The sequence below is a fragment of the Streptosporangium sp. NPDC000396 genome (genome assembly GCF_042898655.1).
Taxonomy (GTDB): domain Bacteria; phylum Actinomycetota; class Actinomycetes; order Streptosporangiales; family Streptosporangiaceae; genus Streptosporangium.
The window spans coordinates 161,109-184,176 of the sequence record NZ_JBIAZA010000010.1; the positions used below are offsets into that span (position 1 = coordinate 161,109).

The window sequence follows — 23,068 nt, forward strand, 5'->3', positions numbered from 1 at the left end:
AGAACCACGAAGGGAACCGGGAACATGACCACCACCACCCGTAGCCACGCCTCCACCCGCACACTGCTCACCGCCGCGGCGGCCGCCATGCCCGTCTGGACCGTGGTCGCCCTGGCACAGGCGTTCACTCGCGAGGGCTTCGACCTGGTCCGTCACCCCTTGAGCCAGCTCTCCACCGGCTCGCTCGGGTGGATCCAGATCACCAACTTCCTGATCGTCGGATCGTTGTTCATCGCCGGTTCCTTCGGGTTCCGCGGGGCTCTGTACGGCAAGCCCGGCGGCACCTGGGTGCCGCGCCTGACGCTGATCGTCGGCATCGGAATGATCGGAGCGGGTGTCTTCGTCCTCGATCCTGCCGATGGCTTCCCTGTGGGCACCCCGGCCGGGCCGCCTGCGGCGATGAGCTGGCACGCCATCCTGCACCTGGTGGCAGGGTCGGTGACGTTCATCGCCCTCGCCGCGGCCTGCTTCGTCCTCGGCCGGTACTTCACCCGCACCGGTGCCCGCGGCACGGCCGTCGCCTCCCGCCTGGCCGGTGTGGCCCTGATCGTGGGTGACGGCTGGGCGATGACCGGCGGGCACGCCGGCTCGGTGACGCTCGCCGCGGGGGTCATGATCGCGATGGCCTGGGTCTCCCTGGTCGCGGCCCTCTTCCGCAAGTCCGCCTGAATCACACACCACTTCCCCCTGAGGAGAACACCATGAGGAAGATCGTTGCCGGGCTGTTCGTCTCGCTGGACGGCGTCGTGGAGGCGCCGGAGACCTGGCACTTCCCTTACATGAACGAGGAGATGGGCGCAGCGGTCATGGCGATCCAGGCCGAGGCGGACACGCTCCTGCTCGGCCGGGCCACCTACGAGTCCTTCGCCGCGGTCTGGCCCCACCAGACCGGCGAGATGGCCGACCAGCTGAACAACATCCCCAAGCTGGTCGCCTCCACCACTCTGCAGACGGCGGAGTGGAACAACTCCACCCTGATCAGCGGAGATGTGATCGACGAGCTGAGGAGGACAAAGGAGCGGCCGGGTAGGAACATCAGCATCACCGGCAGCATCACGCTGACCAGGACACTGCTGCGTGCGGGCCTTGTCGACGAGCTCCACCTGATGGTCCACCCGATCGTACTCGGCACCGGAACCCGGCTGTTCGACGAGAGCACCGGCCGCCTGCCGCTCACGCTGGTCGATTCGACCACCTTCAGGTCCGGTGTACTGAACCTCCACTTCCAGCCCGCCTAAGGAGCCAGAGATGACCAAGCCCTCCACCGTCACCGATTACGCCGCCGCCCTCGACCAGCCGCTGCGCGAGATCGCCGAGAAGCTGCAGACCATCGTCGACGCCGCGCTTCCCCAGCCGGGTGCGATCTGGCACGGGCACCCGGTCTGGAGTCTCGGCCCGGCCCCGGGCAAGACCCCGGTGGCCTACTTCAAGGCCTACTCCTCCTACGTGACGTTCGGCTTGTGGCGGGGCCAGGAGATCTCCGACCCCTCCGGCCGCCTGGAGCCGGCCGCCAGGCAGATGGCCGCCGTCAGGCTCCACACCCCGGCCGACATCGACCCCGACCTGTTCACCACATGGTTGCGCCTGGCCCATGACCTGGAAAGCTGACCGAGGCCCCGAGCCCCGTCCCGGATCATCCGGGGCGGGGCTCCGCCATGTCGGCAGCTAGAACCTATGTCTCACCGGGGCCATTCCACTCAGGTGGTGACGAGATAGACCTGGCCGAAGGCCTCTGCGATCTTCTTGAGGTCGGTGGCCGCGTCCGTCTCAGGAGTGGCCGGGTTGTAGACGGCGGCCACGCGGCGCTGGATCGGGTTGAGCTTCTTCAGCTCCTCCCAGGCGGTCAGCCGGTTCACCGTACCCTGGGCGTCCTGGACGCGGGTCCAGAGGTTGACCTGCTGGGCGGCGCCGTCCATGACGGGCGTCGACACCCGGGCGGCGACCTGTTCGGCGGTGACCTGACCGACGAGGCCGGTCTCCTCGGCGGCCACCTGGGCCAGGACGTCCCAGGCACGGGCACGGACCTGGATCCACTGGTTGCGCTGGGCCTGCTCGGCGTTGATCTTCCAGGTCTCGTAACCGCCACGCAGCAGGCCGGTGTCCAGGGAGATCTGGTCGATGTGGCCCGCGCTCAGGTAGGGCTCGACCTTCTCGGGGGCGACCAGCGGGTAGCGCTTGCGCATCTCGGTCTTGCAGGCGTCGTCCGCGCCGCAGGCGAACTCCGGGACGACCGTGTGCACGCCCAGCCGCTTGCCGGGGGCCGCCTGGCGCAGCGCCGCCGACGCGGCCGTGACGAAGGCGTTGACCTCGGCGTCCGTCTTGAACGTCGTGTTGTAGCCGAGCTGCGAGGTGAACCGGATCCCGGCCACCTCCGGCCGCGCGGCCAGCGCGCCGATCCGCTTGACGGCTGCGGCGAAGCTTTCGGTGCCCGCCTTCCAGTCGTCGGCCAGCTCGGTGTCGAGCCAGACCCGCAGCCCGGTGGCCTTCGCGGCGGTGATCGCCTGACCGGTGGGGGTCCGCGCGGCCTCGGCGGTCTCCTGCGTGGTCGCCGGCTTGGTGGTGGAGGCGGTGGAGGCGGCGGTTCTGGTCCGCTCGGAGCCGTTCCCCACGGGGGCGCCGCCCGTGTCGTGCCCGTCGACCGAACACTGCTCGCCGGTCTCACACTCGGGCGTTCCGCCGTCCTCGACGCCGTCGGGGGCCGGGGAGTTCTCGTCGCCGATGACGCCTTCGCCCTCAAGCTCCGGGCAGGAACTGCCCGAGGCCGAGCAGTCGATGAACTTCCCCTGGAACGGGGTGGCTTCCTTGAGGTTGGCGTTGTCGTTGGCGCCCCAGAACATCGCGACGCCGAGAGCCTCTTCCGGCGTGGCCAGCCAGTGGCACACGACGTACGCGGGCGTGTCGGCCCCCAGCAGATCGTTGCAGCTTCGAGGATCGTCCTGCGAGTAGGCGGCGACCGCGGGGGTCACGACACCGGCGACCGTGAGCATGGCGCCAACGGCGAGGGCCCGCCGCAAAGTAAATCGCATGTCCTGAAACTCCCTGAAAGCCAGTCAAAACGATCGTTTTCGCACTCTATCGAGATCACCATCACCCGAACAGGCCCAGTCAGGAAAACGTCAGACTCCGGATACGCCTTATTCATCCCTCGCCGGACCGGAGAAACCGGAGCATGGAGAGTCGGAGCGCAGAGAGAACGGAAAGAACAGAGAGAAAGAGAAACATCCGCTCGTCAGACTCCCAACACCTCACACGCGCGTCCCACCCCGTCCTCGGCGCGCAGCAGCTCCCCCAGCCGGGCCGCGGCCGCTCGGATCCCCCTATCACGTACGGCAAGCGCCACCCGCTCGGCCAATGCCTCGACCGTGACCCTCCGCACCGGCAGCGGCGCGGGCCCGGCGCCCAGCAGTGCCACTCGGGCCCCCCAGAACGGCTGGTCGGAGAAGAAAGGGCAGACCACCCCGGGGACCCCCGCTCGCAACCCGCTCCCCGTCGTCCCGGCGCCCCCGTGGTGCACCACTGCGGCCATTCGCGGGAAAAGCCTCTGGTGGTCGGCGTCGCCGATCACGAACATGTCGTCCGCTCCGCCGTACGGCAGGCCTTGGAGGACTCCCCGCACTCCGGCCAGACGCAACGCCGCCACCACCGTCTCCGCCGTCCCGGCGGGGTCGGCGGGGACCATGCTGCCGAATCCCACGTAGACGGGCGGCGGCCCGGCGTCCAGGAACGCCACCAGCTCGGGCTCGGGAGTCCAGGCACGCTCCAGCGACCAGAACCCGGTCAGGTGCACGTAGTTGGGCCAGTCCGCCGGGCGCGCGACGACCGAGGGGCTCACCCCGCACAGCACCGGCACCCGGTCGGCACGCGCCCGCCGGAACGGGCTTCCCCGCATGGGACCGAGTGCGAACACCTTCCTCCGCAGCCGGTTCACCATGCGGCCGAGCATCAACCAGCTCAGCCCCTCGACCAGCGCGTAGCTGGCCCGGTTGCCCACCCCGCCGAGCGTGCGCAGCGGGACCAGCGGGTTGGGGAAGGTCCTGGTCGGCTCGCTTGGCTGGAAATGGAGCAGCGCGTACGGCATGCCGTACCGTTCGGAGAGATGGTGCCCGAAGCCGCCCAGGGCGGGCGACAGCACCAGGTCGGCATCGGCGCAGACCTTGTCCACCTCGGTGACCAGCTGTTCGGCGAGTGGCTCCACGATCCCGCGGAACCCCCGGACGAACCCGGCGGGACCGCTGCGCAGCCACGCCTGCCCCTCCTCGGACTCCACGATCTCCAGCGGGTCGACGCCGACGGGCGCGAGTTCGAGCCCTGCGTCCCCGACCAGGGCGCCGTACCGTTCGGACGCGACGACCGTGACCCGGTGCCCCCGCGCGGCGAGCCCCGCCCCGAGCGCCACGCAGGGCTGGGTGTCCCCCCGCGACCCGAATGCCAGGACAGCGATTCTCAACGGAGGGTCACCAGACTGACGACGGCTCCGACGACGACCAGCCCGGCGGCGGTGAGCAGACCGGTCGAGTAGCCGAGGGTGAAGCTCGCGGAACTGTTGACGATCACTCCGATGACCGCGATGCCGAACAGCCCGGACATCTCGCGCGCCACGCTGAACACACCGCCCGCCACCCCCGCCCTGGACTCCGGCGCGGCTCCCAGCACCGCGGGGCCCAGCGGCATGGTCAGTGCCGAGCCGACCCCTATCACGCACATGGGGGGCAGCAGGTCGATCCAGCCGTCGCCGGGGCGCAGGAACCCCACGGCGGCCATGCCCGCGGCGACGAGGAACAGTCCGAGCCCGACCGCACGGGCCGCGCCGAACCTGCGCTCCACGAACGGGACCAGCGGCGTGACCACGACGACGAGCAGCGCCAGCGGCACGAACGCCAGCCCGGACATGGTCGGGCTGAAGCCCAGGGTCCTCTGGAGGAACAGCGCCGTGAAGAAGAACACCCCGTTGACACCGAGTCCCCACAGCACCTGGGCGACCACCCCGCCGGTGAACGCCCGCGCCCGGAACAGCGCGAGGTCCACCATCGGGTCCCTGCCACGCCTCTCGACGACCACGAAGACGACGGCCGCGACCACGCTGACGGCCGCCGCGACCAGGATCACCGGCGAGGTCCAGCCCAGCTCGGCGCCGAAGGTCAGCGCGAACGTGCCCGCCGACAGGACGACGACCGACGTCGCGACCCCCGCGACGTCCACGTGGGCGGCCGCCTCGTCGCGTGACTCGGGGACCGCGACGGCCGCGAGCACGACGGAGAGGATTCCAAGAGGCACATTGAGCAGGAAGACCCAACTCCAGTGGACGTGCTGGGTCAGATAGCCTCCGACGACCGGGCCCAGGGCGAGCGCGCCCGCCCCCGAGGCCATCCAGACCGCGACACCGGCGGACCGCTGCCGGTCGTCATTGCCCACCGAGACCACCGCCAGCATCGCGGGCAGGATCAGCGCGGCGCCGGAGCCCTGCACCAGGCGGGCGGCGACGAGCACGCCGGACGAGGTGGCCAGCCCGGCGGCGGCCGACGCCGCCGTGAAGACCGCGATCCCGGCGATGAGGACCTTGCGGCGGCCGTAGACGTCGGCCAGGCGGCCTCCGGCGAGCATGAAGCCCGCGAAGGTGAGAACGTAGCCGGTGACGACCCATTCGAGCTCCGCCAGCGACGCGCCCAGCTCGGTCTGAAGGGTGGGCAGGGCAACCGTGACGACCGTGTTGTCCAGCGTCGTCACGAACCCGACCAGGCCGACGACCAGCAGCAACAAGCCATGACGAGCCGCCGGAGGGGTGATCGTGGCCTCGACCGTGGCTTCGGTGGAGTTCGCGGCGAAATCACTCATTCCTCCACCTCCACCCATTCCCAGCCGGATCCGTCCGGCGTGGGCCGTACGACCCGCGTGGTCCGGGTCCGCACGGCGACCCAGCCACCGGCCGTGTCCGCTTCCGGTTCCGGCCGCCCCGCCACGGAGCGCGCGGGCCGGTCCCCGACCGGTGGCACGGGTGGTACGGCATGCGGAAGGGGCGGCTCTTCCACCCGCGCGGGCACGGCTCGCGCTTCCTCTCCCATCCGTGGAGGTACGGCCCGCGGCTCCTCCCCTCGTGCGGGTACGGCCCGCGGCTTCTCCCCTCGTGCAGATGCTCGCGGCTCCTCCCCTCGTGCAGATATGGCTCGCGGTTCCTCCACCTGCTCCGGACGAGATTCGACGGGACGAACGACCGGCGGGACCGGCATGCGCTCCGGCTGGATGAGCGGCTCCAGCTGGTCGATCAGATGGCTGCTGACGGGCTGCGCGCTCCGCGCGGGACGCGGCTGCGGGGTGGGCTCGCGCCGTACCGGGAAGGGAGGGGGTTCGGGCAACGCCGGGAGGAGAGAGGGGGGTGGGGGTGAGAGTGGGAGTGGAGCCGGGGGCGAAGGCGGGGAAAGCGAGGGCCGTACCGGTGCCGGGGGGACGGGCGGTGCGCTGGGAGCCGGAGCCTGTGGGACGGGCGGTGTGCTGGGAGCCGGAGCCGGAGGGATGGCCGGTGTGCTGGGAGCCGGTGAGGCTGCCGGGGTTCCGGGAGGAGGGGCGATCGGGTCACGTGGCGGACGCGGGGTGAGCCCAACCGCGTCCTGGACGGTCAGCAGGGGCTGCGGCGGGGAGTCGTCTTCGTGCTCCTCGGCCCAGTGCCAGCCCGGACCGTCCAGATTGGGCTTGACGACCTTCCTGACCTTGCCGGCCTGCGCGGGGACTGCCGGGGTGGCGAAAGGCGGCTCGGGATCGAGCATCGGAAGGGGGTAAGGGTTCGTCCGATGCTGCCGGGGCGGGGAGGCCTCCAGACGGCGCGCGGGGGCGGGAAGGGCACGGGCCGGACCTGCGCCGATGCCGGTTCCGGTGGAGGTGGAGGTGGAGGTGGGACGGCCGGGGTCGTCCTCGCGCTCAACCGTGTACGTGTCCTCGTGTTCCACGGCGACGTAGGGATCGCCCTCGTGTTCCACGGCGACGTAGGGATCGTCCTCGCACTCCACGGTGACGTAGGGGTCCTCTTCCCGTTCCACGGTGACGTAGGGATCCTCTTCCCGTTCCACCGTGACGTAGGTGTCCTCGCGCTCTACCGTGACATAGACCCCGTCCTCGCGCTCAACCGTGACAAAGACCCCGTCTTCGTCCTCCACGATCGCGTAGGCGCCGTCTGCGCGTTCCGCCGGAGCGTAGGGGCCGTCTGCGCGCTCCACGGTGACATACGTGTCCTCGCGTTCCACCGTGGCGTAGCCAGGAGCGAGCTCGTCGAGGTCGTGCTCGCGGATCTCGATGCGCCGGTGGAAGCTCCGCAGGGAGCCCGGCAGCCACCAGTTGGCGTTGCCCATCAGGCGCATCGTCGCGGGCACCAGCAGTGCCCGGACCAGCGTCGCGTCCACCACGATGGCCACGAACATCCCGACGCCGAGCATCTTCACGACCGTGATCCCGGCGGTGGAGAACGCCGCGATGACCACGAGCAGCAACAGGGCGGCGCTGGTGATGAGTCCGCCGGTCTTCTCCAGGCCGACCGTCACGGAGGCGGTGTTGTCCCCGGTTCTCAGCCACTCCGCGCGGACCCGGCTGAGCAGGAAAAGCTCGTAGTCCATCGACAACCCGAACACCACCGCCAGGATCAGCACGGTGATGGTCGCCTCGATGCTGCCGGTCGGGGTGAACCCGAGGAAGTCGGCCAGGTTGCCGTCCTGGAAGGCCCAGACGATCACGCCGAAGGACGCGCCCAGAGACAGGACGTTCATCAGGATCGCCTTGATCGGCAGCAGGATCGAGCCGAACGCGGCGAACAACAGCAGGCCCGTCATCAGGCAGACCACCAGCGCGGTCCACGGCAGGGTGGATCCGATGCTGGACTGCAGGTCGAGCTGGGCTGCGGTGGGTCCGCCGACGACCACGTCCCGGAAGTTCCGCTCGGGGGGAAGGGCTCGGATCCTCTCGACCAGCGCGCGGGCCTCGTCCGACATCGGATCCCTGTCGTAGCGGACCGCCAGCCGTACCGCGCCGTTGTTCTGCGAGACGCCGGTGACGTCCACCCCGGTGACGTGGTCGAGGGCCTCCAGCCGCTCCATGAAGATCTTCACGTCCAGCGGGCCGACCTCGGTGACCGGGGTGATCCCCGAGTTGCCGACCCCGACGGGCCCGAGCCGCGTTCCCACCTCCGAGGTGAGCGCGCCGGGCGCCGACACCGTCATCGGCCCGACGAGATCGCGCTCGATGAGCACGATGACCTCGATCGGCGACATCGCGTTCTTGGCGAACCTCGCGTTGATCTCCTCGGCGACCTGGCGGCTCTCGAACCGCTCCGGCAGCACCCGGTGGTCCACGCTGCCGAACCGCGCGTGGACGAACGGCGCGGCCATCGCGATCAGCACCACGCTGACTCCGACGAGATAGACCACCGGACGCCGCATCACGCTGGAGGCGATCGCCCGCCAGGCTCCGGTCCCGTTGCCGTGCCTGCCGAAGTCCGGTGCGATCCGGACCGCGTCCACTTTGGGCCCGAGTACGGCCAGCAGCGCGGGCAGCACGATCAGCGCGGTCATCATCGCGACCAGCACCACCGCCGCCGCGCCCAGGCCTATCGAGCGCAGGAACATCTGCGGGAACAGCAGCAGCCCGCTGAGCGAGGTCGCCACGGTCAGCCCGGAGAACGCGACTGTGCGCCCGGCCGTCGCCAGGGTCCGCACGACGGCCGTTTCCGTGGACGAGCCCCGGCGGATCTCCTCGCGGAAGGCGTTCAGCACGAACAGCGAGTAGTCGATGGCCAGACCGAGCCCGAGCATCGTCACGACGTTCAGCGAGAACACCGAGACGTCGGTCACCTCGGTCAGCAGCCGCAGCAGGAAGAGCGCGCCCGCCACCGACAGCAGCCCGACGATCAGCGGCAGCCCGGCCGCCACCAGGCTGCCGAAGACCAGGGCGAGCAGGACGAGCAGTACCGGCATTGAGATCGCCTCGGCCTGCTGCAGGTCGGCACCGGTCTGCGTGTTGAGGTCCGCCAGCAGCGGGATCGAGCCGCCGACCTTGACGGTGTATCCGGCGGGGGCCCTCCTGAGCTGGTCCCTGATCTTCTCGTAGCCGCTCTGCTTCGACAGCTGCCCGCCCCGGAGGGTGATCAGCGCGTAAGTGGAGTGCCTGTCGTCGGAGACGAGCTCCTTGGCCTTGGTCGTCCAGTAGGTGGTCGTCCTCGTGACCTGCTCGGTCGGCAGCGCGCGGAGCACGGCGCGCACGTCCTTCTTGAACTGCTCGTCGTCGGCCTCGAACGTCGGGTGCGTGTAGAGGGCCACCACGTCGGGCGAGCTGCCGCCGAACCACTCCCGGCTCCACTCGGCGACCGCGGTCGACTCGGCACCCGGATCCTCGAACCCCCCGTCGGCCATCCGGCCGAACAGCCCGAGCCCGAAATATCCGGCGAGGATCCCGAGCACCACCCCCAGGACCAGCAGGGACCAGCGCCCGCGATAGACGGCCCGCCCGAGCGTCTCGAACATCAGGCGTCGGGGTCCTGCGGGCCGGTCCCGAACGCGCCGTCCAGGTAGGCTCGGGCGCACGCCCTGCGGGCGATCTTCCCGCTCGACGTGCGCGGTACGGCTCCCGCCTCGGTCAGCACGAAGTCGTGCAGCCGCAGGTCATGATTTTTCGCGACAGCGGTGCGGATGTTGGCCATGACGTCGGCCGGGTCCCGGCCATCGGCCTTACGCGACCGCTCGGCCACCACCACCAGCCGTTCGGTCTCCTCCCCCGGCACCGCGAAGGCCGCCACGTGGTCCCGGCGGATGGCCGGGTCGGCCTCCTGAACGGTCACCTCCACATCCTGTGGATAGTGGTTGCGCCCGTCGACGATGATCAGATCCTTGATCCGCCCGGTGATGTAGAGCTCGCCCTCGTACATGACGCCCAGATCCCCGGTCCGCAGCCAGGCCCCGTCCTCACCGTCGAGCACGTTGCCGAAGACCTCGGCGCTGCGCTCCTCGTCCCGCCAGTAGGCCCGCGACACGTTCGGTCCCCGCACCCAGACTTCGCCGACCTCGCCGTCGGGCTTCGCCGTACCGGACTCCGTGGCGATGGCCACCCGCTGGCCCGTCGGCACCCCGCAGGAGACCAGGTCGCTGGCCCTGCCCTCCCCCGAGTACGGCACGGCCCGGCCCGCGGTCAGCTCGTCCCGGTCGAACCGGGTCACCCGGGCGGGCAGGTCCCGGTCCATCGCCGTGACGAACACCGTCGCCTCGGCCAGGCCGTATCCGGGGGTGTGCGCCTCGGGCCGCAGCCCGCACGCGGCGAACGTCTCGGAGAACCGTTCGATCGTGCTGCCCCGCAGCGGCTCGGCGCCGTTGAGCATGATCGTGACTCCGGACAAGTCGAGCGTGGCCTTCTCCGCGTCGGTGACGCGGGTGGCCGTGTACTCGTAGGCGAAGTTGGGCCCGCCGGTGAACACGTCGTCGTACTCGGCGAGCATCCGCAGCCACCGCACCGGATGCATGACGAAGGCCACCGGGTCCATGAACACCGCGTGGTTGCCGCCCACCATCGGCGCGGCGACCGTGGCGATCAGGCCCATGTCGTGGAAGAGCGGCAGCCAGAAAGCCGCCGTGGACACCCGGGGGGTGGCCCGGAAGGCCTCCCAGAGCTGCTCGGCGTTGGCGGTGACGTTGCCGTGGCTGATCTCCACACCGGCGGGGGCGCGGGTCGAGCCGGAGGTGTACTGCAGGTAGGCCAGGTCGTCGGCCCCGATCGGTTCGGGCTCCCACTCGTCGGCGAGCAGGTCGGAGACCGTGTCCAGCGTGATGATCTGCTTGGGCCGGGGCGCGGGGTCGCCGTCCAGGAAGGCGTGGACGCTGTCCAGCGCGGAGGTCGTGGTGAGCACGCAGACCGGGTCGGCGTCGGCGTAGGCCCGGATCAACCGGTCGGCGTGGCCGGGCAGGTCGGGCGCGAACAGCGGCACCGCGACCACCCGGGCATACATCGCCCCGAGCATGGCGACCACATATTCCAGCCCCTGTGGCGCCAGGATCGCCGCTCGCTCACCGGGAAGCGCCACCTCCCGCAGTCGTACGGCGAGCGCCCGTGCCTTGAGATCCACCTTCGCCCAGGAGAGCGTGCGCTTCACCCCGTCGCGTTCGGCGGAGTAGTCCACGAAGGTGTACGCGGGGGCGTCCGGAATCTCCCTGGCCCACCGCTCGACACGGGCGATCAGCGCGTCGCTCATGGTCCCGACCCCCTCGCCGACATACAGGGAGCTAGCAACTTACGTCAGGCGACTCCAGCAGTTCTTGCCAAAGACCAGCACATTCCCGGCTGCCGGTTATTACCGGCATGACAACCGATCACCGGTCGATCTGGCCACTCGTACGCAGGCCCCGAGCATGGATCCGTTCGTGGAGGCCGAAGCGCGGCTCGGGCTCGCGCTTGCCGTCGAGGATCTCCGCGACATACTCCGCCAGAGCCGGGGCGTGCTTGAAGCCGTGGCCGGAGTCGCCGCCGAGCAACCAGACGCCGTCCTCCGGCTGAGCGATGATCCACTCACCGTCGGGTGTGAGGGCGTACTGGCACACCTGGCTGAACAGCACGGGCGCCCCGGCCAGGCTCGGGAACCTGCGGCGAAGGTAGACCCGCGCCGCCTCCTCGCTCGACGGTGAGATCCTGCGGTCCCCGCTCTCGGGGTCGTACGGCTCGCCCTCGGCGTCCGAGGTGGTCTTCATCCCAAGCCCGTCGATGTCCCCGTGCCCGTAGACCGACCCGTCGTAGTCGACCCATGCGGGTGTGTCCCACCCGGGCGCCACCGCGAAGTGCGTCGTGTCCTGCTTGGTCACCTGGAGATCCACCACCCCGGGGAACAGCCGGGGCAGCCACGCCCCGCACGCCCACACCACCCGGTCGGCCCGCAGCACCTCGTCCCCGATCCGCACCGCGGGCCCACCGAACACGCCGGCTCCCCCCGCACTCCCCACCCCGCCCGCACTTCCCGCTCCATCCGTACTCCCCACCCCGCCCGCGCTTCCCGCTCCATCCGCACTTCCCGCTCCATCTGCGGCCCCCGCCCTGCCCGCGTTTCTCACGTTCTGCGCCCCACCCGCGCTCTCCGCCGAGCCGTACGGCTCCGCTCGCCCCCGGACCACCGCGACCCCGGCCTCCCGCGCGAGCCGGGCCGTCACCTGCGTGGCCCGCCGCGCCCTGATCACTCCGGCCTGCGGCTCCCACAGTGCGAACTCCAGGTCGTCCCCGCGGAAGTCGGGGAAGACGGCCCCCGCCCTGGCCGGATCCCAGAGCTCATGCGGGATGTCGAGCCGCTCCAGGACCGAGGCGCTCGCCCATTCCCATCCCTCCGCCCGCCGGGCGAACCAGAGCATTCCCGTCTCGGCGTACAGCTCCTCGCCGATCCGCTCGCCGAACCCTCGCCACAGCTCGCGGGACCGCCGGGCCATCCGGGCATACCAGTCGTCGGTCCCGTGCGAGGCACGCAGCAGCCGCGTCTCCCCGGCGCTCGCCTGCCGCAGGTGCCCGGCCTGATACTGCTCGACCAGCGTGACCCGCCACCCCGACTCCGCCAGCCGCAGCGCCAGCGATGTGCCCCATATCCCCGCTCCGACCACGATGACGGACTTCATGGCAAGGCCACCCCTCTTCTTTCGGATCTTCCTTCACCGTGGACCGCGGCGCGCCCCCATCGCAAGGCCACCGATCAGAGCCGCAACCGCCTTCTTCCCGTTCACGAGGCCCCTCTTCCCGCTCACGAGACCCCCTACTTCCCGCTCGCGAGACCGCCTGCCGCCGCGGAGCGCACCACACCCCGTTCCCCGACCTCGTGGGCGCTCCGCGCCCCGCCACCGGCACCACCGATAATCGGGGACATGCTCACAGCACAGCGGGTGTCCTGATGCCGGCCGAATCCTCACAGACCCTCGAACGGGGCCTGCGCATGCTCCGTCTGCTCGCCGAAGGCCGCCGCGGCCGCACCCCCACCGAACTCGCGACCGAGCTCGAGCTGAGCCGCCCGGCGGTCTACCGGCTGCTCACCACCCTGCAGAGCGAGGGCTTCGTCCGCCGCGACGGCGTCGGCCGCGTCCATCTCGGCTTCGGCGTCCTCGTCCTGGCCCGCGCCGTCCAGCCGCTGCTTCGCGAGGGCGCCCTGCCCAGCCTGCGCAGGCTCGCCGAAGAGGTCGGCGCTACCGCGCACCTCACGGTGGCCGAAGGGGACGACGGCCTGGCGGTGGCGGTGGTCGAACCCTCCTGGACGAACATGCACGTCGCCTACCGGGAGGGCTCCCGGCACCCGCTCACCCGGGGCGCCGCCGGGCTGGCCATTCTCGCCCTGCGCCAGGGCCGTACGGACTATGTGATCACCGAGGGCCAGCTCCAGGAAGGCGCTCGCGGCATAGCCGCCCCCGTCGCCGGTCTCCCCTGGCTCGAAGCATCCGTGGGCGTGATCGCCTTCACCCCTCTCGACCCCGGGACCGTCGGCCCCCGGGTGGCCGTCGCCGCCGCCGAACTGGCCGCCTCCCTGGCCTGATCTCGCCCAAGGCCGCGTTGATCCCGATCGGCCAGGACCCCGTATCGCGCCGATGAGCCGAAGGCATGACCGTAAAGCCCTTGGCCCGTCAGCGCCTTCAGCCGTCGGCAGGCCGCCCGAAGGAGAATCGGTCCGTCCTTATACCGAAATTCCTTCGCGCATGTCTTCGCCCGGTTGTCCCACCTCTCCCTGACACACGAATAGGATTTTCACAAGAGATCCTTACAAGGAGAATCACATTGACCGCTTAAAAGGAATTCGCCATATTGGCGCAATGATCCTTCTACGTCCCCTCGCGGGAGCGATCCTCGCATCCGTTCTCTTGACCGGTTATGCCGCCGGACCGGCTGCCGCCTCCGCCCCGGATTCCGTCGCGGCCGCCCCGGCCGAGGCGGCGGCACGACCGGGCAACGGCACGATCCTCTATGACGGAATCAGCGGCGGGCAGGGAACTCTCAAAATCAAGAACGGGACCAGGCAGGACGCCGTCGTCACCCTTGTCCGAGGCAGGTCCAAGGCGATCAGCCTCTATGTCCGCGCGAAGTCGAGCGCGAGCGTCAACGCGGTCGCGGACGGCACCTACCGAATCTACTTCACCACCGGATACAAGTTCAGCACCTCGAAGGGCAGGTTCACCCAGAACGCCGTCTACCAGCGTTTCGACGACCGTCTGAGGTTCACCACGACCTCGACCAATTCCACCATCTGGACGCTGACCCTCAACCCCGTCATCGGCGGCAACGCCCGCACGAGCAGCGTCGACCCGAAGGATTTCCCCTCGTGATCAAGGGATGAACAACGGTCACGGGTTGTGAATCCACCCGTGACCGTCGCCGAATCAACCGGTTCCCCGGCCTGACTCATCCGCCAATTCCTCACATCGCACAAGCGCGGAAGACAATGCCAGGGAACCGGCCTTCGAATTCCCCACGAACAGCAAGTGATCATTGGCCACCGGCCACGCCGAGCCGATTCCCGGGCCATTCAAACTCGCCACTCTTAACGGCACCGGATGTTCCATGCGCGGCGGCCTCGGAGAGGGGAACCTCAGTCGCCGTCCAGCAGTGTCCGGGCGAGCCGTTTCAGCTCCGCGTCCAGCGCCGTGGACGGGCCTCCCGCTATGCCCGACCGGAGCAGGGATGCCCCTTCCATCAGCGCGACGAACGCCTCCGCCCGTGCTCGGCGCGTCTGCTCGGGCAGTTCCGGCCGCGCCTGCCCGATCATCCCCGCGACCAGCTCCGCGTAGGCGCGGTAGAAACCCCGCACCGCCTCCGCGACGGCCTCGTCCGCCGCCGCCAGTGCCCAGACCTCGACGAACAGCCGCACGAGCCGCCGATCCGCGTGTTCGGCGAGCAGTGCCCGTATCACCTCGGAGGGCGCGGGTGACGTCCTCTCGCCGGCGGGACCTGCCAGGCTCTCGATCTTCTCCAGGGAGCGTTTCAGCACGCGGTCCAGGAGCGCGCCGATCAGATCGGCTCGGGTGGGGAAGTAGTACTGCAGGTTTCCCAGCCGGATCCCCACCGCGTCGGCGACCGCGCGCAGTGACAGCGCCGCGTGCCCCGACTCCGCCAGCACCTGTTCGGCCGCGTCCAGGACGGCGGCCCGGCGGGCGCTTCCCTTCGGGGTCGCCGGGGCGGTTCCGCGATTCGTGCCGCCCGACGGCGTGGCGGGGCCGTTCACGCGGCGGCCCTGCCGGTCACCGGCTCGACGGTGACCTCGACCCCGGCCTCGGCCAGCGCAGGCAGCACCGCCGAGGGCAACGGCGTCTGTTCCGGGAACACCACCCCCACGGGAGCCACGGCCCCGTCCTCGCCAAGGACCCGGCGCAGTCCCAGGAGCGCACCCACCGCCGTCAGATGGGCCTGCCCCGCTCGGTCGGTCACGGTGGCGGTCGCCGTACCGAGCGGCCCCGTGACGTCCAGCCGCATCCGGGCGATCCCGCCGGTACCGGGCGAGTACAGCAGGGATCGGCGCATCGAGCGCCAGCGATCCCCACGGGCGCGGCGGAAGAAACCGGCGCGTCCGAGTCCGATCAGCGCGCCGGTGGAGACGGAGGAGCTGAAGCCGATTCGGGTGATCGCGGTGGTGGTCCCCAAGGTGAGCGGCAGGGTGAACTGTTCGGGCGTGTCGATCCGCGCCACTCGGGTGGCATCCGCCCCGATCTCGACCGTGTGGGAGCCGGAGAGCGGGTCGATCATGCGCCGCCGCCCGTTCTCGATGACTTCGAAGGGGATGTCCAGCCGGTCCATGAAGTCCACCGAGTCGGCACCCGCCCGATCGTTCAGGTCGTAGCGGACGGCGGTCTCAACCCGGTGGGCCCCGCCGAGGCGGTCGGCCAGCGCACCGGCGACAAGCGGGACCACCCCGCCCATCCAGCCGGAGGACAGCAGGACCGGCGCAATGGGTGACAGCACCGCGGCCAGCGTGACGGCTCGTTGCAGCCGAGCGGTCCAGCGTGTCACGTCGACGTAGGGAATTCCGCCGCGCAGGGCCGCCGCCAGGACGCGATCGTCGGGGTCGTTGACCACGCTGACCACGGCGCGGACGTCGGCGTGGAAAGCAGCGGGGTCGGCCAGGTCCCAGCGTCGTGCCTCCGCGCCCAGATCGGTGGAGAGATCCGCCGCGCGCTCGGGGGAACGACCTGTCAGCAGCAGCGGCCAGTGGGACGCCGCCAGGCGCGCCAGCTCGCTTCCCACCGTGCCGTATCCACCGACGAGGAGCACCGGACCTTGGGCGTCGTATCGCAGGGCATCGTTCACGAGAACAATATAGGTCAGTTGACCTATAAATGACGACACGGTCCCTTCACACGGGAAAGGCCGCCATCCGGTTTCACCGGACGGCGGCCCCTGGCCCCGTGGAGTTCAGGCTCCGAGAGGCTTGCGCACCCGATCGGCGCCACGTGGCTCCGGCATGAGGTTGCGCGCCCGGACCTCCTTCAACTTGCGGGGTGGGTCAGCACTTCGTGCCGTTCGGGGGAAGCACCCGGTCGGTGAAGTAGCGGTCGATGTGCTCGCGGGCGCAGGCATTGAGGAGATACAAGGTGTGGCCGGGACCGTCGTGACGGACCAGACCGCTGCCCGGCACCTGGTCCAGCACTCGCTGGACGGCATCCGACTCACCCCAGGTGCCCGCGCCGAGCAGCGGGGGCAGGCCCTTCGGGAGCGGGCTCGGCGGGTTGGTCACCGGCACGGGCCAGCCCACGCACCCGAGGGTCTCGGTCGCGATGGTCGAGGCGGCCCCGGTGTTCGGCGCGATCCTGCGCAGTCTGGCCACCGTGGCGTCCATCTCGGCACGGTTGGCGAAGCGCGGCCAGTCCACACACTCGGTGACGCCGGTCGACTGATCCGGGTAGCGCAAGCCTCGCTCGGGGACGAATCCGGACGCGTCACCGCGATCGGCCTGCCGGATCGCCTTCGCCAGTGCCACCCATCGCTCCGGGCCCTGCCGGGCGAGACCCAGCCCGAAGGCTTGCAGGTCACGGCCGTTGTAGGCCACGCCTGCCCGTTTGGCGGGGATGGGCGCGCGATCGGCCCTGGCGATCAGCGCCCTCCAGATGCGGGGCACGTCGCGGCAGTCGTTGGACGCGCACCAGGTGAAGAACCGTTCCATGAACGCCTCGTTGCTCCGGGCGAGCTCATCGAGCTCCCGGTTCCAGTCGGCGGCGCTGTGGTTCCAGGTGCCGTCCAGCACCATCGTGCGCACCTGGCCGGGGAAGAGGCGGGCGTACGCCTGTGCGTAGAAACCCGCGTACGAGGCACTGTAGACGTTGAGCTTGGGCTCGCCCAGCGCCTTCCTGATCGCCTCCATGTCCCTGGCATGGTCGGCCGAGCTCATGTTGGCGAAGAACTCCTGGTCCCGGTACCGACAGGCCTCGGCGTAGCCCCGGTTGGTGTCGGCGAGCCTGCCGAAGTCGGCGTCGTTCTTCGGGAAGCCGGGCACGGGCAGGCGCGTCCAGACGCACGGCAGCCCGGTGCCGGTGCCACCGAACTGCTCCCCATAGCCTCGGGTGTCCCAGGTGACGATGTTCATCCGCTTCCGCAGGTCGGCCCACTGCTGGGTGAGGGTCTTGGTGAGACCGACCCCGGGACCGCCGGGACCGCCGTAGGCCACCAGGACGGAACCCTCCGCGGTGCCCGTGGCCTTCAGCCGGCCGAGCTTGAGCGTGATCTTTCGGCCCTCCGGCTTCTGCCAGTTCACCGGGACCTGGAGGTCAGCGCACTCCATCCCGATCTTGTCGTCGGGGCAGGGGCTCCAGTCCAGCGTCGTTGTCGCCTGGGCGGGCGCCCCCGCCAGGAGCAGGGCGGCGACGGCGAGTGTCTTCAGCATGCGGATCATGGTCCTCACCTCGCACGCTCCGCACATCGGACCACGGCCTGAACCTGGAACCGGCCGATCAGACCACGGGATGTCATCCCGCGGCGCGACTGAGGTGCTCACCAGTGACCGGATCTACGACGATGGCCTCCGGTACAGGGTTGTGCACCCAGGCGACGGCGAGCGGTCCTGGCGCGGATCCGCGCCAGGACCATAGGTCACCGCGGCGATCATTTCTTGTCGTAGGTGAGGATGACCGTGCCGCCCTCCAGGGCACGGGTGCCGGCGAGCGTGAAGTGGGTCGGGGAGAACTCCGCGCTGAACAGCGGGACCCCGGTGCCGATCACCACCGGATAGAGCTTGATGACGAGCCGGTCGATCTCCGGCAGCAGGCTGCCGGCCAGCCGGGCGCCGCCGATCAGGTAGATGTCCTTGCCGTCTTCGGCCTTGAGCCGGCGCACCGCGCCGGTCACGTCGCCGGAGATGAGCTCCACGGCCGGGTCGGGGGAGGCGTCCATGGTGTCGGAGACCACGTACTGGCGCAGGTGGGCGTATGGGCTGGTGACCCCGAGGGCCAGGGCGGGCTCGTAGCTGGTACGGCCCTGAATGCAGGTGTCGAAGGTGCGGTTGGGCGCCTCGACGCCGAGCTGGGCCCGGGCGGGGGTGAACAGGGCGTCGGGGTAGTCGGTGACCAGGAAGTCCATGACGTCCTGAGTGACCGGGAAGAAGTCATAGCTGCCGTCGGGGGCGGCAATGAAGCCGTCGATGGTCATGCCGACGTAGTAGACGAGCTTGCGCATGCAGGGGTCCTGTTCGCGTGATCGGTCGGGGTGAGGTGAGGGTGGCCGGTCCGCGATCCCGGGCCGGGGTCGGGGGCGGCCATGCCGGGCCGGGGTGACCGGGCGGGTCGGGCCGGGGGTCAGCGGGCGGCGCCGGGCTTGGGCAGCGGGCGGGGGCGGGGCACCGAGCGGGGCTTGGGGGCCTGGCGGCGGTGGGCCGGGGCGGCCGGGAAGGCTCGGCGGGCCGGGGTGGTGGAGGGGGTGGTGGCGGGGAGCTGAACGCGCATCTGGGTTTCCTTTCCGCCGACCCGATCGGCGTAGTACTCTGTTCGGAGTGGTTAAACTGTAGTACTACGCATGGAGTGGTGTCAACACCACGCCATACCCCGCGGATCGAACACGCGGAATGGAGGAGATGCACGGGGAACCGGCGGCGGATGCCGGTTCATGTTTGACATCCCTCCCCTCATGACAGATGGTTGTTCGTATAAAGGACACTAGTGTCCGATAATCGGACAAACTTGGGAGGGGCGGATGCCGTACTACCGCGCGGTGGGCGAGATCCCCCGCAAGCGCCACGTGCAGTTCCGGCGGCCCGACGGCGGGCTGTACGCCGAGGAACTGATGGGTGAAGAGGGGTTCTCCAGCGACTCATCTCTGCTCTATCACCGCTATCTCCCCACAGCGATCATCAAGGCCGAGGCGGTCGAGCCCGTGTCGGCCTCGACCCTGACGCCCAACCTGCCCCTGTCTCCCCGCCACTTCCGCACCCAGGACCTGCCGGTGGGCGGTGACCTGGTCACCGGTCGCGGGTTGCTGGCGGGCAACGCCGACGTCCGCATGTCGTACGTCGCGACCGAGACCCCGAGCGAGCTCTACCGCAACTCCATGGGCGACGAGTGCGTCTACATCGCCGGCGGCCGGGTCAGGTTCGAGTCCACCTACGGCGTGATCGAGGCCGGTGAGGGCGACTACGTCGTGATTCCGACCGGGACGATCCACCGCTGGGTCCCCCAGGGCCGCGTCACGGCCTTCACCATCGAGGCCGCGGGACACATCCGGCCGCCCAAGCGCTACCTGTCCAAATATGGCCAGTTCCTGGAGCACGCTCCCTACAGCGAGCGCGACCTGCGCACCCCGCAGGAGACGCTGATCGTCGAGGGCGAGGAGGTGCCGGTGCTGGTCCGCACGCGCGGCGGGCTGACCCGGCTCGTCTACCGCAACCACCCCTTCGACGTGGTCGGCTGGGACGGCTGCCTCTATCCCTACGCGTTCAACATCAACGACTTCGAGCCCGTCGTGAAGCGCACCCACGCCCCGCCGCCGGTGCACCAGACCTTCGAGGGCCCGAACTTCGTGATCTGCTCGTTCTGCCCCCGGCCGCTGGACTTCCACCCCGACGCCATCCCGATCCCCTACAACCACCACAACGTCGACTCCGACGAGCTGATGTTCTACGCGGGCGGCGACTACAGCGCCCGCAAGGGGTCGGGCATCGACATCGGCTCGATCTCGCTGCATCCGGCCGGGTTCACGCACGGCCCGCAGCCGGGCGCCGTCGAGGCCGTCATCGAGGCGGTACGGCAGGGGCACACGGAGACGAGCGAGCTGGCCGTGATGGTCGACACCTTCCGCCCGCTCGACCTGGGCTCCGTCGGGCTGTCGGTCGAGGACCCCGCCTACGCGTGGACCTGGGCGCGGTGACGCTCTTCCACAGCCTCGTCGACGACGCGGGGCTGTTCCCGCCGACCGCGCTGCCGATGGCCGAGGCCCTCCGGAGGCACCGGGCCGACCTGGACGAAGGCAGCCCGGTGCTCACCCACCGCTTCCTCTGTCCGACCAGCCGCCTGCCGGAGCTCCGCGCCCAGCTGGGCTTCCCGATCCGGCTCGGGCTCATCCTCGACACCCCGGAGATCCCTCCGCTCGGGGATCTCAGCGTCGAACTGGTCGAAGTACGCCAGCCCGCCGACGAGTCACCCGACGCCGTGGCCGGACGGCTGGCCTCCCAGCTTCCCGCCGGAGCCCGGCTGTTCGTGGAGGTCTCCCCGGCCGGCCGCACGGCCGTCCCCCACGACCTCCACGGGGCGGGCCTGAAGATCCGCTGCGGCGGGCTCACCGCCGACGCCTTTCCGACGGCCCAGGAGCTGGGGTCCTTCATCCGGCACTGCGCCGTCCACGGCATACCGTTCAAGGCGACCGCGGGACTGCACCACGCGGTCCGTCACTTCGATCCGGCGCTGGGCGTGGACCGGCACGGCTTCCTCAACCTCGTCCTCGCGGTCTGCGCGGCCGTCGAGGACCGCGATCCGGCTCCGGTGCTGGGATCGACGGACGTGGGCGAGCTGGTACGGCTGGCGCAGGCCGTATCGGATGACACCGTGAAGCGCGCCAGGGCGCTGCTGGTGTCGTACGGCTCGTGCAGCACGAGCACCCCGATCGAGGACCTGACGGCCCTGGGCCTGGTCACCGGGCGGGGAGACACGCGCGAGGGCACGACCACCGGAACAGCGACCGGCAACGCAGCGACCATCGACGCAGAGGAGAACGTGTGATGTCTTGGGGCCTGGAAAACCTGCCCTACGGAGTCTTCTCCCGGCAGGAGGGTGAGACCCCGCGCGTCGGCGTGCGGTACGGCGAGCACGTGGTCGACCTCACCGGCGCCCTGCACGACGAGGTGTTCGCCACCGGGTCGCTCAACGCCTTCATGGCCAGGGGTGCGGCCGCCTGGCGGGACACCCGGGCGCTGATCCAGAACAAGCTGGCCACCGACCGGGCCGCGGTCGAGCCGCACCTGATCCCGCTGGACCGGGTGACCATGCACATGCCGATAGAGGTGGCCGACTACGTCGACTTCTACTGCTCCCTGGAGCACGCCTCCAACCTCGGCCGGATGTTCCGCCCCGACGATGAGCCGCTGAAGCCGAACTGGCGCCACCTGCCGGTCGGCTATCACGGGCGGGCCGGAACCGTCGTCACCTCCGGCACCCCGATCGTCCGGCCGTCCGGGCAGCGTGGCGCCGGGATCTTCGGCCCCTCCGCCAAGCTGGACATCGAGGCGGAGCTCGGGTTCGTCGTCGGCACGCCGACCGCCCTCGGCGAGCGGGCCGGACGGTTCGAGGACCACGTGTTCGGCGTGACGCTGGTCAACGACTGGAGCGCCCGCGACATCCAGGCGTGGGAGTACGTCCCGCTGGGCCCGTTCCTCGGCAAGTCCTTCGCCACCTCGATATCGCCGTGGATCACCCCGCTCGCCGCCCTGTCCGAGGCCCGTGTCCCCGGCCGGGAGCAGACCCCCGAGCCGCTGGACTACCTGCGCCGTGAGGAGCCGTGGGGGCTCGACGTGACCCTGGAGGTCGCGCTGAACGGCGAGGTCGTCTCCCGTCCGCCGTACCGCGATCTGTACTGGACGCCCGACCAGATGCTCGCCCACATGACCGTCAACGGCGCCCGGCTCCGCACCGGAGACCTCTACGCCAGCGGCACGATCTCTGGCACGGAGCCGGGCGAGCGGGGGTCGCTGATCGAGCTGACCTGGAACGGCGCCGAGCCGCTCAAGCTGTCCGACGGCTCGGTCAAGGCCTTCCTGGAAGACGGCGACACCGTCACGATCACCGCGTCCGCTCCCGGTCCCAATGGAACCGTGATCACCCTGGGTGAGGTGTCGGGAACCGTCCAGCCCGCCAGGTAGGTTCACCGGGCCCGGCTCGCCCGATCACTCGAATGCCCGGATCGCTCATCGTCGATCCGGGCATTCGAGTATCCGCCCGGTCTCTCCCATTCACCTCGAGAGCCACCTCTCACACCGAGAGCCACCTCCGCTTCCACGGCCTCCGTTCCCACTTCCGTGACCTCCGCTTCCGCGACCCCACGATCGGCACCCCGACATGAACACCCCGGCCGGGTAAGCCTTGAGTGGCCTTAACGCGGGCACTGACAGTCCCGCACGATCCTTCAGATGAGGACATACCGTGGGGGAAGGAATCTCGACATCCGAGCCGTTTACCTATAAGGGGAGGGCCGGAGCATGGAAGACTGGGTTGTTTGGTTGATCCTCGCGGTAGTGCTGGGCATCGCCGAGATCTTCACCCTGACCACCGCCCTCGGACTGCTCGGCGGCGCCGCCCTGTTCGCCGCCATCGCCGCCGGTCTCGGGCTGCCGCTCCCTCTCCAGCTCGTGGTGTTCACCGCCGCCCTGACCGCAGGGGTGGTCGGCGTCCGGCCCATCGCCATGCGCTATCTCAAGCAGACGCCCTCACACCAGCGGTTCGGGGTTCAGGCCCTCGTCGGCAAACCCGCCTATGTCCTGCGTGAGGTGACCGGCCAGGACGGCCGGGTGCGGATCGGCGGCGAGGAATGGTCGGCCAGGGCCTACGACGAGACGCTGGTGATCCCAGCGGGAGCAATCGTCGACGTCATCGAGATCGAGGGCGCGACCGCGCTCGTATATCCACGGGAGTGA

At 70.1% G+C, this 23,068-nt stretch carries 20 protein-coding genes; 9 read left to right on the forward strand and 11 right to left on the reverse strand.

Translation table 11 applies throughout. The annotated features are described in order from the left end of the window. Positions 1 to 24: 24 nt before the first annotated feature. From ACFY2X_RS18140 to ACFY2X_RS18150, 3 genes are read left to right on the forward strand one after another with little or no spacing between them, the layout of a single operon-like run. Positions 25 to 669, forward strand: coding sequence for a DUF998 domain-containing protein (locus ACFY2X_RS18140; protein ID WP_389939488.1), 645 nt, complete (start codon positions 25 to 27; stop codon positions 667 to 669). 32 nt (positions 670 to 701) lie between these two features. Beyond that, positions 702 to 1,238 carry a dihydrofolate reductase family protein gene (locus tag ACFY2X_RS18145; protein ID WP_389939490.1) on the forward strand — a complete coding sequence of 179 codons (537 nt, stop codon included), beginning with the start codon at positions 702 to 704 and terminating at the stop codon, positions 1,236 to 1,238. A 10-nt stretch (positions 1,239 to 1,248) separates the two neighbouring features. Then, complete coding sequence (locus ACFY2X_RS18150; RefSeq protein ID WP_389939492.1) at positions 1,249 to 1,608, forward strand: DUF1801 domain-containing protein; 360 nt, start codon at positions 1,249 to 1,251, stop codon at positions 1,606 to 1,608. 89 nt (positions 1,609 to 1,697) lie between these two features. Here the strand turns inward: ACFY2X_RS18150 and ACFY2X_RS18155 are convergent, their stop codons facing one another. From ACFY2X_RS18155 to ACFY2X_RS18180, 6 genes are all read right to left on the reverse strand, one after another. After that, positions 1,698 to 3,026: a hypothetical protein gene (locus ACFY2X_RS18155; protein ID WP_389939493.1), complete on the reverse strand. Its 1,329-nt coding sequence runs from the start codon at positions 3,024 to 3,026 to the stop codon at positions 1,698 to 1,700. Between the two features lie 203 nt (positions 3,027 to 3,229). Continuing rightward, a complete protein-coding gene (locus ACFY2X_RS18160; RefSeq protein ID WP_389939495.1) occupies positions 3,230 to 4,447 on the reverse strand; it encodes a glycosyltransferase in 1,218 nt (405 codons plus the stop codon). After that, positions 4,444 to 5,832: an MFS transporter gene (locus ACFY2X_RS18165; protein ID WP_389939497.1), complete on the reverse strand. Its 1,389-nt coding sequence runs from the start codon at positions 5,830 to 5,832 to the stop codon at positions 4,444 to 4,446. The genes ACFY2X_RS18160 and ACFY2X_RS18165 overlap by 4 nt, the downstream gene beginning before the upstream one ends. Next, complete coding sequence (locus ACFY2X_RS18170; RefSeq protein WP_389939499.1) at positions 5,829 to 9,497, reverse strand: MMPL family transporter; 3,669 nt, start codon at positions 9,495 to 9,497, stop codon at positions 5,829 to 5,831. Before ACFY2X_RS18170 ends, ACFY2X_RS18165 begins: the two co-directional genes overlap by 4 nt. Beyond that, positions 9,497 to 11,212: a fatty acyl-AMP ligase gene (locus ACFY2X_RS18175; protein WP_389939501.1), complete on the reverse strand. Its 1,716-nt coding sequence runs from the start codon at positions 11,210 to 11,212 to the stop codon at positions 9,497 to 9,499. Before ACFY2X_RS18175 ends, ACFY2X_RS18170 begins: the two co-directional genes overlap by 1 nt. A 118-nt stretch (positions 11,213 to 11,330) precedes the next feature. Continuing rightward, positions 11,331 to 12,611: an NAD(P)/FAD-dependent oxidoreductase gene (locus ACFY2X_RS18180; RefSeq protein ID WP_389939503.1), complete on the reverse strand. Its 1,281-nt coding sequence runs from the start codon at positions 12,609 to 12,611 to the stop codon at positions 11,331 to 11,333. A gap of 269 nt (positions 12,612 to 12,880) precedes the next feature. On the opposite strand from ACFY2X_RS18180, the gene ACFY2X_RS18185 reads away from it, so the two are divergent. Further along, on the forward strand, positions 12,881 to 13,513 hold the full coding sequence (locus tag ACFY2X_RS18185; RefSeq protein ID WP_389939504.1) for an IclR family transcriptional regulator: 633 nt from the start codon (positions 12,881 to 12,883) through the stop codon (positions 13,511 to 13,513). A 274-nt stretch (positions 13,514 to 13,787) separates the two neighbouring features. Continuing rightward, positions 13,788 to 14,297: a hypothetical protein gene (locus ACFY2X_RS18190; RefSeq protein ID WP_389939506.1), complete on the forward strand. Its 510-nt coding sequence runs from the start codon at positions 13,788 to 13,790 to the stop codon at positions 14,295 to 14,297. 263 nt (positions 14,298 to 14,560) lie between these two features. On the opposite strand, the gene ACFY2X_RS18195 is transcribed toward ACFY2X_RS18190, so the two are convergent. From ACFY2X_RS18195 to ACFY2X_RS18215, 5 genes are all read right to left on the reverse strand, one after another. Beyond that, the gene (locus tag ACFY2X_RS18195) at positions 14,561 to 15,193 is read right to left on the reverse strand and encodes a TetR/AcrR family transcriptional regulator (RefSeq protein ID WP_389939508.1); all 633 of its coding nucleotides are present in this window, start codon (positions 15,191 to 15,193) and stop codon (positions 14,561 to 14,563) included. Next, complete coding sequence (locus ACFY2X_RS18200; protein ID WP_389939510.1) at positions 15,190 to 16,272, reverse strand: saccharopine dehydrogenase; 1,083 nt, start codon at positions 16,270 to 16,272, stop codon at positions 15,190 to 15,192. Before ACFY2X_RS18200 ends, ACFY2X_RS18195 begins: the two co-directional genes overlap by 4 nt. A gap of 196 nt (positions 16,273 to 16,468) precedes the next feature. Continuing rightward, a complete protein-coding gene (locus ACFY2X_RS18205) occupies positions 16,469 to 17,851 on the reverse strand; it encodes an alpha/beta fold hydrolase (protein ID WP_389939512.1) in 1,383 nt (460 codons plus the stop codon). 209 nt (positions 17,852 to 18,060) lie between these two features. Next, entirely contained in the window at positions 18,061 to 18,630 is a 570-nt protein-coding gene (locus ACFY2X_RS18210) for a dihydrofolate reductase family protein (RefSeq protein WP_389939514.1), read from the reverse strand. 119 nt (positions 18,631 to 18,749) lie between these two features. After that, entirely contained in the window at positions 18,750 to 18,896 is a 147-nt protein-coding gene (locus ACFY2X_RS18215) for a hypothetical protein (protein WP_389939516.1), read from the reverse strand. Between the two features lie 247 nt (positions 18,897 to 19,143). Here ACFY2X_RS18215 and ACFY2X_RS18220 point away from each other — a divergent pair, with 247 nt between their 5' ends. The 4 genes from ACFY2X_RS18220 to ACFY2X_RS18235 all read left to right on the forward strand — a co-directional run bounded on the left by ACFY2X_RS18220 (position 19,144) and on the right by ACFY2X_RS18235 (position 23,068). Next, positions 19,144 to 20,313: a homogentisate 1,2-dioxygenase gene (locus tag ACFY2X_RS18220; protein WP_389939518.1), complete on the forward strand. Its 1,170-nt coding sequence runs from the start codon at positions 19,144 to 19,146 to the stop codon at positions 20,311 to 20,313. Further along, on the forward strand, positions 20,295 to 21,161 hold the full coding sequence (locus tag ACFY2X_RS18225) for a hypothetical protein (RefSeq protein ID WP_389939520.1): 867 nt from the start codon (positions 20,295 to 20,297) through the stop codon (positions 21,159 to 21,161). Before ACFY2X_RS18220 ends, ACFY2X_RS18225 begins: the two co-directional genes overlap by 19 nt. Next, on the forward strand, positions 21,161 to 22,297 hold the full coding sequence (gene fahA / locus ACFY2X_RS18230; protein ID WP_389939522.1) for a fumarylacetoacetase: 1,137 nt from the start codon (positions 21,161 to 21,163) through the stop codon (positions 22,295 to 22,297). The genes ACFY2X_RS18225 and fahA overlap by 1 nt, the downstream gene beginning before the upstream one ends. Before the next feature lie 336 nt (positions 22,298 to 22,633). Then, positions 22,634 to 23,068 carry an NfeD family protein gene (locus ACFY2X_RS18235; protein ID WP_389939523.1) on the forward strand — a complete coding sequence of 145 codons (435 nt, stop codon included), beginning with the start codon at positions 22,634 to 22,636 and terminating at the stop codon, positions 23,066 to 23,068.